The sequence below is a fragment of the Citrobacter sp. Cpo090 genome, assembly GCF_030332665.1.
GTDB lineage: Bacteria > Pseudomonadota > Gammaproteobacteria > Enterobacterales > Enterobacteriaceae > Citrobacter > Citrobacter portucalensis.
The window spans coordinates 151,908-163,948 of record NZ_JAOWHK010000025.1; the positions used below are offsets into that span (position 1 = coordinate 151,908).

Consider the following 12,041-nt stretch of genomic DNA (forward strand, 5'->3'; position numbering starts at 1 on the left):
TTAGCCGCTTTTTTTACGATTTTAGTACCGGATGCCCGCTTAAGGTGAGCTGAGTGCCGTTTTTATCATTTTTCAGCACCGCATTGGCTCCCAACGGCAGGGTGACGGTACGTTGTTCATGGCCAAAATCGAGGCCGCCGATCAACGGAACGGACAGTCTGGCGCGCAGAAAATCACAAACTGAATCAAGATTGTAACCAGCGTCGTAATCATTCGGCGCGCTGCCGCTAAAACTGCCGAGGATAATGGCGTTTTGCTGGGCCAGTATTCCGGCGTGGTACAGCTGCAGCAGCATGCGTTCGACACGGAATGGATGCTCGTTAATGTCTTCCAGAACCAAAATGCCGTTTTTGATAGCCGGCATCCACGGCGTACCCATTAGCGAAATGATCATCGCCAGATTTCCGCCCCACAGTGTACCTTCAGTTGCGCACTGAGGACCGTCACCCTGCCATTCGAGGGTAAATTGGGCATTACGCAAAGCCTGCCAGAAATGGTGCTCGGTGAATGCGTTCATCTCCTCGGCGCCGAAGTTCGCCGCCAGCATCGGGCCGCTGAAGCTAATCACATTCCCTTGAGACAGCAGACCACACTGGATCGCCGTAAAATCGCTGTGTCCGCACAGCAGCAGCGGATCTTGTTGCTGGCGAGCAGCCAGCCCCTGCCAGTCAATCTCTGCCAGTAAACGGCTCGCGCCATAGCCGCCGCGTACAGCCATCACAATGGTATCGGGGGTTTTCAGATTAACGAGCGAGTTCACATCAGCAAGTCTTTCGGCCTCTGTCCCCGCAAAACGCTGGCAGCGGCGCGCAATGACTGCTGAATTATCGACCTGATGACCGGCCTCAGTAAGACGCGCAAGCCCACGTAAGGCAGCCTGCTGATTGATACAGTAGCCCGACGGGGCAATTAAGTGAAACCGGGACATGGCATTTCCTTGCTACAACTAAAACCAAATGTATATCATGCCGCGTAGGTATGTCGTTGTCACCTCAGCGACAGGTTCCGGCTATAAGGATAGATGACGTGAAATTGAGATGGTTTGCTTTTTTGGTTGTATTACTTGCGGGCTGTAGTTCAAAACATGATTACAAAAACCCGCCGTGGAATGCTGAAGTCCCGGTTAAACGCGCAATGCAATGGATGCCGATCAGTGAAAAAGCCGGTGCGGCCTGGGGTGTCAGTCCACAATTGATTACCGCTATTATCGCCATTGAATCAGGCGGAAATCCGAATGCGGTCAGTAAGTCCAATGCGATTGGTCTGATGCAGTTGAAAGCCTCAACTTCAGGACGCGATGTTTATCGCCGCATGGGATGGAGCGGAGAGCCGTCGACCAGCGAGTTGAAAAATCCTGAGCGCAATATCTCAATGGGGGCCGCATATCTGAGTATTCTTGAGACCGGACCGCTGGCCGGAATTGAAGATCCGCAGGTGATGCAATATGCGGTGGTGGTGTCGTACGCCAACGGGGCGGGCGCGCTGCTGCGAACGTTCTCCTCCGACAGGAAAAAAGCGATCAATAAGATCAACGATCTCAGTCCGGATGAATTTATTGATTATGTGGCTGATAATCATCCGGCGCCGCAGGCTCCGCGCTATATCTGGAAGCTTCAACAAGCGCTGGATGCGATGTAATTCAGGTGATGCTAATCGCGCACCTTGTTTGACTTTTCCCGGGCCTCGCGTTCAAGGGAAAAAATAATCCGCTGTAAGTTCCGCTCCACCGCCGGGCCGACGTTGAGAAAACGAAAGCTCAGGCGGGGAGTGGTAATGGTTTCGTTTTTACTGTCGATAACTTTGCGTTCGCTAATGGAAATAAGCTGGGCGTCAACGTGATACACCCCCCATTGTTCCATGTTCAGTTCAACCTGCGCGAAGCGTATACCTTCTACCAGTCCTTCTGGTTTTGCCGTTTCTAACAGCCCGCCCATACCGCCAAGCGACAAATCGAATAAGCGAAAACACAGCGTGCTGTTGTCCGGCATTTTTGCCGTGCAGCGATAGGGAGGGTGCAGCGGAGCGCCGATGCGGAAATATTCCCGACGCTGAACAAACCACAGGGAAGGCGGCAAGGATGAAATAAACGCCGGCAGTTGCTGATACTCGCCTTTTTTAAGTTGTGGCAGGGTGAATTCTACTTTGGCTCCCTGTGTTTCGGCGATAATCGAGATCTGGCTGGCCCGCTGTACGGCCTGGTTTTCATATTCCTGGCTGCCAAAATCCATGACCAGTTCGTCCGGGCTTACGGCCAGAACTTTGCTGATGAACTGGCCGCCTGACCAGGAGATACGCAGTGGAACCTGCTGCGACTTTAAGTCCCGAAGTACACCTAACACCGCTAACGGATTTTGCTTCAGGAACTGCTCATTGTAGTTACTCACACCTAATGACTCCTGGATGCCTGGTTTGTCGTTGGGTTATCGGCATTAACTGACAGAACTTAATACAAATGGATGAAATTTTTTACCAAACCCAATGAATTAAGTCTGCGTGATAAAAGCATGTCGTGACGGCTTGCCTATACTTTAAGTGCTGGCGCAGGAATGTCTTGCGCGTGCGTTCACTGGAAAGAGGGCCTGAAAATGGGAATTATTGCCTGGATTATTTTTGGTCTGATTGCGGGGGTTATCGCCAAACTGATTATGCCGGGGCGCGATGGCGGTGGATTTATCCTGACCTGTATTCTGGGTGTCGTCGGTGCTGTGGTCGGTGGATGGCTGGCAACGATGTTTGGTATTGGCGGCGATGTCAGCGGGTTTAATCTCCACAGCTTCCTGGTGGCCGTGGTCGGCGCAATTGTTGTACTGGGAGTCTTCCGGCTTGTTCGACGAGATTAATCGAACGGCCCCCGAGCGGTAACGCCGTTCAGTTAAGCATTTATGGTGAACATGTAATTCTTGCTCAGGGTTCCGTTCACCTCAGCGGTGTCATTTCTCTGAAGCGCTGATGCCCGTGAACGTGCAAGGGAGGCTCGCCGCCACCTCCCTTGCATCCCAGGCTCCCGGCGGGAAAATCGTCGCTGCGCGAGTTATTCGTCTTATGCCGTCTGCCTGTCGGGTCGGGGTCGAGCCTGCGTCCATGCAGGCCGTCCCCTCTGTCCGCATCCCTGCGGACAGCCCCGGTCAGCCGTCAACGCCTCATCGATTTTCAGCCGGACCGGGGTCATCGCTTCAACGCTCTGACTTCCAATTAAATCTATTTTGCTGTTTTAACAAAAAACGCAGAAGGTGAGGTGTGAGTTGGTCCGGCTGAAAATTGCCGACGTGTTTCCGTAAGGCCGGGAGAACCCGCATGGATGCGGGTTCAGGGCGCGCTTTGCATGGATGCTACCTCGCGCCCGGCCCGGTAGCCTGAAGGAGTAAGCGGAGGGAACCACGAAGTGGCAATTTTCCCGCCGGGAGCCGGGATTGTAAAGGGCGTGACGGAGAACGCCCTTTACACGTTCACAGGAATCGGCGTTTCAGAGAAACTATGAACATGAGGTGAACGGAACCCTTTTTCTGAGAGAGCATATTCAAAACTTCTACCCACACCGGCGATACTTTCTGAAACTAAGGCGTTAACTGAAGAGCATTACTCCGAGTGGGGCCGTTTCTTTGCATCGTTAAATCAGAACTGGTACTCAATTCCTGCCCAGTAGTTGCGACCTTCTTCGATAAATCCTTCGCTGTACACGTATTGTGTATCGAACAGGTTATTGACCGAAGCGTTAACGCTAAACCCGTGACCGATGGCGTAGTCAGCGCATAAATGGGTAATGGCGAAACCAGCGGCTTTCTGCGAGCCGTCGCTATTGCTATAGCTCGATGAGCGGGCCTCTTCTGACAGCGTAATGCTCAGCGGATCCCACGGTTTCAGCGTCATCCAGGCAGTGAGGGTTTGCGTCGGCAAATCGGTTATTTTGCCGATATCGCTGCGTTTAACATCCGCATGAATCAGGCCATAGCTCAGCCCAACATCCAGCATATCAAAGACTTTACCTTTAACGCCTGCATCCAGACCGGTGTAATCCACCCGGCCGCTGTTCTGATTCTGGATGGTATCGGCATCAATGTTGTGTGAAAGAATGGCATCGCTGATGCGGTTGTAATAGACGCTGGCTTCGAATCCCCAGTCTTTGCCAAGTGAACCATTCCAGGTCAGATCCACGCTGCGGGCGCGTTCCGGTTTAAGCTGCGGATTGACCAGCGCCACCTGGTTATAGGCCGGTTTCGAGGTCGTATAGCGTTCTTTCAGCGTTGGGAAACGTGTTCTGTCAGAGTATGACAGTGCTAATGTGTCGGCATTTTCGAAGTGATATTTGGTCATCATCTGCCAGTTGAAAGCTGACTGATTGTTGTCATCATAGTGGGTAACGCTGCCATTTTTCTCGTGCTTCATGCCTTCCAGACTGTCGCGCCAGTCATAGCTTATTCCCGCCACTACATCGACATTATCCGCCGCTGCCCACTGATATTCACTGGCAACAGACCAGGTGCGGTCTTCGTAACGGTCGTAAGCCGCATTAGGTGCGCCTTTCTCGCGGTGAACATCATCCTTCCAGTTCACCGCGAAAGAGAGCTGGTCGTTTTCACGCATATCCGCAGCGAGCTGCAAACCAGCTCCATCGCTATAGTCTGAATAATGACTGTAGCTGCCTTTTTTATTTTTCAGATCGGCAAGCGAGTTGTACATCATCAACGTATTTTCAAATGTGTCGCGATACAGACGGCTTTTCAGGGTAAAACGGTCGCCCAGATGGGTAGTGCCCTGATAGTAATAGCTCTCTTTATCGTACTGTGGCCATTGCCAGTAGCGTGATTTCTGACTGCTGGTTCCAGCGTACGGAGGGTTATCTTTTTCACCGTCCTGATTAATATAGGTCAGCACATATTCGTCATCACCACGTGGGGTAAAGCCCAGCTTCACGATGCCGCGTTTGTCATCGGCAGAGGAGTTGATCATTTTGCCGTTGCTGCCCGCAATAGGGTTGTCCACGCCGTGCGGTAACCCAAGGAAATCCTGCTTCAACTGACTGCCACTGAGCTGGATGTAGCCGAGATCGTTGCTGGCGCCAAATGAAGCGTGCATATCGTGGGCATTGTCTTTGCTACGACTCCAGCCCTGGCGATAGCCAATGCTGCCTTCAATCGGTTTGGTAGGTCTTTTGGTGGTGATATTGATGGCGCCACCCATCTGGTTCGGCCCTTGTAGCAGAGACGAATAGCCTTTGGATACTTCAACCGAAGCGATATCGGAGGTCAGAAAACGGCCTAAATCGAGGTTGCCGTCATAGGGGATGTATACCGGCACGCCGTCAAAATAGACGGGAACCTGACGGCTGTCAAAACCGCGGACTTTCACCTGCTGCTCATTGCGGTTGCCTGACTTTTGCAGCACGACGCCGGGGACAACGCTCAGCGCCTGCGCCACGTTTTGCTTATCCAGTTGCTGCATCGTTTCCTGGCCGAGAACCGTAGTGGTTGCGGCGGAGGCCGGGCTTGACCAGACGGTCATGGTTTCGCTTTCCTGCCCAGCAAAAGCACTGTGCGCGAAAGCAAACGACAGGGCTGTGTAAAGACAACTTTTGTTGAAATTCATTATTCTTAGTCCATTTATAAATGTTATATGCGACGTGCGTCCGGGCTCAGGCTTACTTTGATATCCGCAGGCGGAGCGTAGTAAGGCGCGGAAGTGATGAAAAGTCTGATGCCACAGTCGAGATAACTCGCCAGTGAGGCGAGGGTAATGCCGCCAGTCAGCGCCAGCGTGCAATGAGGGGCCAGAGAAGGGGCCTGGCGGACAATTTCTGTTGCTTGCTCAGGGGTAAATTTGTCGAGTTGCAGGACATCGGGTGCGGCGCGTAGCGCGGCTAATGCCTCATCTGGCGTATCTGCTTCAACCACGATCTTTTTTTCTGGTGCGTGGCTGCGTAAGCGCGCAATCGCGCCGGCCCAGTCGTTTGGGTTGGTAAGAAAATGGCGGTGATTAGCAAACAGCAGCACCGTTTCGGCGCATCCTCCGCGATGGATAATGCCTCCCGCGGCGAGTATTGCCTGAGTCGCCAACAAACGCGTGCCGGGAATGGCTTTGCGGGTACAGGCAATCTGCCCGTCGGGATAGCGTTGGCGTAGCACGTTCAGCATCTCGTCGAGATAGCGCGATACGCCGCAGCTCCATTCCAGCACATTTTGTACCGCCTTCCAGCCCTGGTGCAGCGCCGCCGCATTCCCATGTGCGCGAATCAATCGCTGTTCTGCACATACCTGTTCACCATCGGCCACTATGTCGCTGACGGTCAGCCCTAATGAGGTGAGCATTTGTCTGGCAACGGCGGTGCCGCTAACGCATCCGCCCTGGCGATGATAAAACTCCATAACGCCTGGCTGTGTGCCGATTTCCAACGCGCGGGTAGTCAGATCGCCGCCCTGAATATCTTCCAGCAGCAGCGCGTCGGTTTGCGCCTGCGAAAAGTAGATCATCGCAGCGCCTCCCGCGGCACGCTGTCCCACCAGATAAGCGCCCAGTCACGGCTGGCGGGGGCAATCGCGCGTGGATCCTGCTGCTGATACCAGGTTTCCAGACGTTCGACCTCGTTGGCGCTCAGCTCCCCCATACTCCAGCGCACGTTTTCCAGAAAACGCGTCCAGGTGCTGTTGTCCTGCTGACAGTTGGGCCCGCGGATAAAATCAACATGCGCGTGGATCCCCATCTGATACAGGACATTAAGCGCGTAGATATAGTTTGGAAGCTCAATCACTTCGCGGCCCAGCGCACGTTGAATGGTGGGGGAAACGAAAGATGAGCTGACGAGATGAGTGGTGTAAACCCGCAGCCGGGCCTGATTATTCAGTTTAGTCATTGCCTGGCGCATATCGGCAACCAGCGTAGAGCGCGAGGCGACGGCGATATCGCACTGGGGTAAATCATCCCAGTGTTCCTCCCAGGCCCGCTGCACCCACTGTACGTGACGGGCGTTCATTTGCGCAGCGCGGCGGGCAGCTACGCTAAGCATTCCCTGGCTGTAATCTACGCCGTAAATTATTGGCATCTTTTTAGCCAGCGCCAGCGAGACCGTACCGGGACCGCAGCCCATGTCAAACAGCGACTCCGCCCCTTTCAGGTCGATTTTTCCCAATAGTTGCAGCAGATAGCTGTCGGTTAATGAGGCGCAATTTTCCGCCATTTTTTCCGCACGCCTATCCCAGTGCTCCGGTTTTTTCTCGGTTCTGTTCGCCAGCTGTAACTGTTTACGGTAAAGATCGGCAAAATCAATGTCGTCAATGAGCATTCTTATTCCTTAGTTGTGTGAGCCAAAGAGGTGATGGGCGATTTGTGACGGTGTAACGCGATACAGAGCAGCCAGACGATCGGTGGCGAGCTGCTGTTCAGGAAGCCCCTGTGACACTTCACCGTTCGGTTCAACGCGAACAACACTGTCGGCGATTGCCCGGGCGTGCAACGGATGATGGGTCGACATTAGCAGGGCCATACCTGAATTTTTCAGCGTCACCAGTGTGTCGAGCAGACGGATCTGATGCCCAAAATCCAGGCTGGAAGCGGGTTCATCCAGCAACAAAAGGCGCGGGCGTTGCGCCAGCGCGCGGGCAATTAACACCAGTTGCCGCTCTCCGCCACTCAGCGTGTTCCAGCGCCGGGGCGCCAGGTGAGAGATTCCCAGCATCGCCAGCTGTTGATGAGCAATTTCGCGCTCTCTAGCGCCGGGAACCGCAAATGCCTGCAGTTGCGGGGCCAGCCCCATCATCACCATGTCCAGCGCAGTGAAGGCAAACGCACCGTCATGCGCCTGAGGGACCCAGGCGATAGCGGCGGCGCGTTGCCGATCGTTGAGATGATTTATGGCGATGCCATCAAGCAGAATGTCACCGTGAAGCGGCGAAAGAACGCCGAGAATGGTGCGCATCAGAGTGGTTTTTCCACTGCCGTTGGCCCCAATCAGACAACAGATGGAGCCGGGCGAAACCTGAAATGAGACATCGCGTAACACGGGCTGGTGACTGTGGTATCCCAACGACGCATGGCGGACGGTCAGTAGCGTCATGGGCGATTTCCCCGTAGCAAAAGCAGCAAAAAGAACGGTGCGCCAATAAATGCAGTCAGGATCCCCAGCGGAATTTCCGTGCTGCTCAGCGTACGGGCGAGGGTATCGGTGAGCAGCAGCAAAATGGCACCGACCCCCATGGAAACCGGCAGCAACTGCTGATGGTTATTGCCACTGAGGAGTCTGCCGATGTGCGGCACAACCAGCCCAATCCAGCCGATAATGCCCGCGATGGCGACGGTACAGGCGGTGATTAACGTTGCGCAGACGATCAGTCCCAGTCGCAATCGCGAGACGTTGATCCCAAGCGATCGTGCTTCATCATCCGACAGGGTGAGCAGGTTCATGCGCCAGCGCAGCAGCAATAGCGGGACCAGTCCTGCGATGATCAGTGGTGCCGAGAACGACAGATCGTGCAGTGTAATCGTCGATAAACCGCCAAGCAGCCAGAAGGTGATAGACGGGAGTTGGGTATATGGGTCGGCCAGCGTTTTGATAAGCGAAATTCCCGCGCCACAGACCGTACCCAGCGCAATCCCGACCAGAACCAGCGTTAACACCGGATCGTGTCGCTTAACTCGCAGGGTAATTAACCAGACACCGGCGACCACGAATAAACCGCCCATGAACGCATACAGCTGAATGAAGAGGATCGGTAAACCTAACAGGATTGCTAAACAGGCACCTAAACCCGCACCCGCCGCCACGCCGAGAATGTCTGGCGAGACCAGCGGGTTGCGGAACATGCCCTGATAGGTGGTTCCTGCGCCCGCCAGCGCCGCGCCGAGTAGCAATGCAGCCAGTATGCGTGGCAGGCGGATTTGCCAGAAGACGATTTTGTCCTGCATCGGAACGCCATCTGTACCGGTCACGAGATTCAGAACCTGTTGTGCATCCAGGCGGTACGCGCCCGATACCGCAGCGACGCTCGCGCAGAGGACCACCGCCGCGATCATCAGAAAACCGAGGGTAGATGTTCTCATCAGGCGGTCACCAACCTTTGATACTGTACGTCGCTTAGCGTGGTGTGCCAGAACAATTCACTATAGCGCTGCATATCGGTTTTAAAGCGCGCTTCAACCTGCGGATCAAGCCAGGCATGCAGGCGGCGTAACCCCAGTAAACGGTTGATGCCAGGAGGTGCATCCAGCCAGCCAAACGGCAGACCGCTGAGAAACAGAATGCGCCGGTCAGCAACCGCTTTGACCCCTTGCCAGACCGGATCTTCTCGTAGGAACTGCGCTGTCACCGCATCCTGCACCAGAATAATATCCGGCTGCCAGCTGAGCAGATTTTCCATTGAAACCTGTGTGAGTCCCTGTCGCCCGGGGATGTGCGCCACATTGTGTAGCCCCAGTAGTTCTGCCGCTTCGGTATGCAGAGAACCTTGTAAACCTGTCTCAAGTCCTCTGGCACCGCGCGCGGCATAAAAACGCAGGTTCGCCGCGGGTGTGTGCGAGAAAGCCATTGCATCATCGATCAATCGACGGGCCAGCGCGGCCTGCATTGTGGTTCGCGAGACGACGCCCAATACTTCACCGGCTGCGCGCAACTGTTCTGGGGTATGGCGCAGTTCGCCGTTAATCAGCAGCCAGGGAATGTGTGTTTGTGCGTTCACTTGTCTGGCCTGAGAAAGCCAGGTTTCATCGGCATTACCGCAGTCAATAACCAGGTCGGGTTTAAGCGCCAGGAGTGCTTCAAGCGAGAGCGTGCTGGCGCGCCCCGCCAGCCTGCCGAGCTTCGGCAAGCTCCGAATATCATCGTGAAACGGGATGGCGGTCTGGCGAGAAAAATCAAAGGAGGAAAGCCCCACCAGTTTTTCCGGTGCGACGGCCAGCAACAGCATGTCAGCAGGCGCGCCAGCACTGACCACGCGTTGGGTCGTTTCTGGCTTCGGAGAGTCTCCAATGGCCACGGTCAGCGACGTTTGAGCAAACGCGGGTAGATGGCGCAGCAGCAGTGCAGATGCCATAAGCTGGGCAAACATCCGTCTTGTCAGCGGCATTATTGGTATCCTGAAGGTTACAAAATCGCTATATATTTACATATACAACGAATAAAAACATGTTCAGAATCAATTTCTCATGGATGAAAACCGCGGATACCCCATAAGGGCTAGAGGTCATAGAGACAGCCGGAAGGGGGGAATATAAGACAGAAAAATCCGCGACGAAGCGCGGATTCGGGGAGTAAAACGGCTCAGGCCATGATGTTATGGCGTCGGTTGAGTCTGTTTTTTAGGCTCGGCTGGTGTTGCGCTTGCCGGGGTAGGTCGTGATGCGGGGACGTTGTCGCAGGGCTTGTCTTTGGCGCAAATCAGGTCGAGCATTTTTAGCGTTACGCCGTTGGTCCAGCCGAAACCATCCTGCAACGGATACTCACCGCCGCCACCGCCGGTTCCAGTGGAGCTCACGTCATACTTCTCAACCAGCTTTTTCTCGCGATCGTAGGTGTGTTGAACATTGGTGAGGAATCGCCAGGTGACGTCCATGGCGACGTTATCCTGACCATAATTCTGTAATCCAGATGCCGCGACCCACTGGAGCGGGGCCCAGCCGTTGGGAGCATCCCACTGTTGGCCGCTTTTCACTGATGTGGTCGCAAGGCCGCCGGGCTGCAACAGATGCGCCTGGGTTGCCGTGGCCACTTTACTGGCGCGATCTTTTGCCGCCGCATTGACATACAGCGGGAACAGGGCAGCAGCAGTGAGCTGGTTGCGTACTTTGTGACTCTTCAGATCGTAGTCGGCATACCAGCCCTCTTTGTCGTTCCACAGGTATTTTTCGATCCCTTTTTGTCGGGCATTAGCGAAGCCATCGTACTGCACCGCTTTGGCATCATCACCGGCAGCCTTGCTGGCAAGGGCAATCATTTTTTCCATTTTGTACATCAACGCATTGAGATCGACCGGAACGATGCTGGTGGTGCGCAGAGTGCCCAGCTGATTAGGATTGTCCATCCAGCGGGAACTAAAATCCCAGCCGGATGCAGCAGCTGAACGCAGGTCGCGGTAGATTTCTGTGGCTGGGCGGTTTGGGTTGCTTTTAGCGGTGGCAATATCTTCTACCCAGGACTCTGGCCTCGGCGTATCGCGGTCATCCCAGTAGCGGTTCAAAATGGTGCCGTCATCCAGTTTAATCACGCGCTTATTTTGCTGGCCGGGCTGGAGTGTTTCGACGCCTTCCATCCAGTAGCTGTATTCTTTTTGCATCTGCGGGAGGTATTTTTTCAGCGCATCATTTCCGTCGTGTTGCGCCAGTAGTTCAACCATAAAGGCAAAGAACGGCGGTTGCGAACGGCTCAGGTAGTAGGTGCGGTTGCCGTTAGGAATGTGTCCCCAGGAATCAATCTCGTAAGCGAAGTTTGCCACTATGTCCGAGACTTTATCCCAGTGATTGCTCTCGGCAAGCCCTAGCATGGTGAAATAGCTGTCCCAATAATATATTTCGCGAAAACGCCCGCCAGGTACCACATACGGTTCCGGGAGCGGCAGCAGCGAATCCCATTTTTCAGCGTCGGTGGTCGAACGAGTGAGTACCGGCCACAGTCCGTCAATATGTTCGCGCAGTGATTGCCCTGCCGGGGGGACGTATTTCTCGCCTTCTTTCGGCAAGGTGAAATTCACTTGTACAAAATGGCGTAGGTCGAATCCGGACTGATTTTTCTGCATCCGGTAATCGGCAAGGATCATTAATGGATCGCTGTTAGGTACCGCGTCCGCAAAGGTTTTCTGGTCAGGAAACAGTTTGGCTGTTTGTACATCGTTAAACAGGGGACCAAGCAGAATATCAGGCGGCGCAGGCGTAGTGGCTGGCGCGTCCTCGGCGTTGGCGGCAAAAGAGGAAAGGGCAAAAAAGGTGCTTGCGAGCGTCAGTTTTATCGCAACAGAGAGCAGGCCAGGATGGCGAGTTGCTGGCGTTATCATCGGTTAATCTCCTTAGCGGCGTGCCGAAGTAGCGGCATTTACCATGAGAAAACCTTAGTTCAGGATCGACCG

11 protein-coding genes are annotated in these 12,041 nt (G+C 54.4%); 2 read left to right on the plus strand and 9 right to left on the minus strand.

The window, feature by feature from the left end; translation table 11 throughout:
* Window positions 1–13: 13 nt before the first annotated feature.
* Window positions 14–928, minus strand: a complete 915-nt coding sequence (ldcA, locus tag OGY83_RS03270) for a muramoyltetrapeptide carboxypeptidase (protein WP_194210794.1) — start codon at window positions 926–928, stop codon at window positions 14–16.
* Window positions 929–1,026: 98 nt separating this feature from the next.
* Between ldcA and emtA the strand changes: the two genes are divergently transcribed.
* Window positions 1,027–1,638: a membrane-bound lytic murein transglycosylase EmtA gene (emtA, locus tag OGY83_RS03275; RefSeq protein WP_079937485.1), complete on the plus strand. Its 612-nt coding sequence runs from the start codon at window positions 1,027–1,029 to the stop codon at window positions 1,636–1,638.
* Between the two features lie 11 nt (window positions 1,639–1,649).
* On the opposite strand, the gene ycgR is transcribed toward emtA, so the two are convergent.
* Window positions 1,650–2,384 carry a flagellar brake protein YcgR gene (gene ycgR, locus OGY83_RS03280; protein WP_003020911.1) on the minus strand — a complete coding sequence of 245 codons (735 nt, stop codon included), beginning with the start codon at window positions 2,382–2,384 and terminating at the stop codon, window positions 1,650–1,652.
* A gap of 201 nt (window positions 2,385–2,585) precedes the next feature.
* Here ycgR and OGY83_RS03285 point away from each other — a divergent pair, with 201 nt between their 5' ends.
* Window positions 2,586–2,840 carry a GlsB/YeaQ/YmgE family stress response membrane protein gene (locus OGY83_RS03285; protein ID WP_003020908.1) on the plus strand — a complete coding sequence of 85 codons (255 nt, stop codon included), beginning with the start codon at window positions 2,586–2,588 and terminating at the stop codon, window positions 2,838–2,840.
* 772 nt (window positions 2,841–3,612) lie between these two features.
* Here the strand turns inward: OGY83_RS03285 and OGY83_RS03290 are convergent.
* The 7 genes from OGY83_RS03290 to OGY83_RS03320 all read right to left on the minus strand — a co-directional run bounded on the left by OGY83_RS03290 (window position 3,613) and on the right by OGY83_RS03320 (window position 11,969).
* On the minus strand, window positions 3,613–5,583 hold the full coding sequence (locus OGY83_RS03290; RefSeq protein ID WP_286635271.1) for a TonB-dependent receptor plug domain-containing protein: 1,971 nt from the start codon (window positions 5,581–5,583) through the stop codon (window positions 3,613–3,615).
* Between the two features lie 23 nt (window positions 5,584–5,606).
* Window positions 5,607–6,464 carry a ModD protein gene (gene modD / locus OGY83_RS03295; RefSeq protein WP_286635272.1) on the minus strand — a complete coding sequence of 286 codons (858 nt, stop codon included), beginning with the start codon at window positions 6,462–6,464 and terminating at the stop codon, window positions 5,607–5,609.
* Window positions 6,461–7,273 (minus strand): class I SAM-dependent methyltransferase, encoded by an 813-nt coding sequence (locus tag OGY83_RS03300; RefSeq protein WP_286635273.1) that lies wholly within the window; start codon window positions 7,271–7,273, stop codon window positions 6,461–6,463. Before OGY83_RS03300 ends, modD begins: the two co-directional genes overlap by 4 nt.
* Before the next feature lie 9 nt (window positions 7,274–7,282).
* Entirely contained in the window at window positions 7,283–8,044 is a 762-nt protein-coding gene (locus tag OGY83_RS03305) for an ABC transporter ATP-binding protein (protein ID WP_191214426.1), read from the minus strand.
* A complete protein-coding gene (locus OGY83_RS03310) occupies window positions 8,041–9,000 on the minus strand; it encodes a FecCD family ABC transporter permease (protein ID WP_502873096.1) in 960 nt (319 codons plus the stop codon). The genes OGY83_RS03305 and OGY83_RS03310 overlap by 4 nt, the downstream gene beginning before the upstream one ends.
* Window positions 9,001–9,026: 26 nt before the next feature.
* The gene (locus OGY83_RS03315; RefSeq protein WP_286635275.1) at window positions 9,027–10,049 is read right to left on the minus strand and encodes an ABC transporter substrate-binding protein; all 1,023 of its coding nucleotides are present in this window, start codon (window positions 10,047–10,049) and stop codon (window positions 9,027–9,029) included.
* 207 nt (window positions 10,050–10,256) lie between these two features.
* Window positions 10,257–11,969, minus strand: a complete 1,713-nt coding sequence (locus OGY83_RS03320) for an alpha,alpha-trehalase (protein WP_286635276.1) — start codon at window positions 11,967–11,969, stop codon at window positions 10,257–10,259.
* Between the last annotated feature and the right edge of the window lie 72 nt (window positions 11,970–12,041).

Coding starts and splice junctions, on each gene's coding strand:
- OGY83_RS03310 (WP_502873096.1), bottom strand. CDS start 9,000: ATGATCGCGGCGGTGGTCCTCTGCGCGAGCGTCGCTGCGGTATCGGGC.
- OGY83_RS03285 (WP_003020908.1), top strand. CDS start 2,586: ATGGGAATTATTGCCTGGATTATTTTTGGTCTGATTGCGGGGGTTATC.
- OGY83_RS03300 (WP_286635273.1), bottom strand. CDS start 7,273: ATGCTCATTGACGACATTGATTTTGCCGATCTTTACCGTAAACAGTTA.
- modD (WP_286635272.1), bottom strand. CDS start 6,464: ATGATCTACTTTTCGCAGGCGCAAACCGACGCGCTGCTGCTGGAAGAT.
- OGY83_RS03290 (WP_286635271.1), bottom strand. CDS start 5,583: ATGAATTTCAACAAAAGTTGTCTTTACACAGCCCTGTCGTTTGCTTTC.
- OGY83_RS03305 (WP_191214426.1), bottom strand. CDS start 8,044: ATGACGCTACTGACCGTCCGCCATGCGTCGTTGGGATACCACAGTCAC.
- OGY83_RS03320 (WP_286635276.1), bottom strand. CDS start 11,969: ATGATAACGCCAGCAACTCGCCATCCTGGCCTGCTCTCTGTTGCGATA.
- ldcA (WP_194210794.1), bottom strand. CDS start 928: ATGTCCCGGTTTCACTTAATTGCCCCGTCGGGCTACTGTATCAATCAG.
- OGY83_RS03315 (WP_286635275.1), bottom strand. CDS start 10,049: ATGCCGCTGACAAGACGGATGTTTGCCCAGCTTATGGCATCTGCACTG.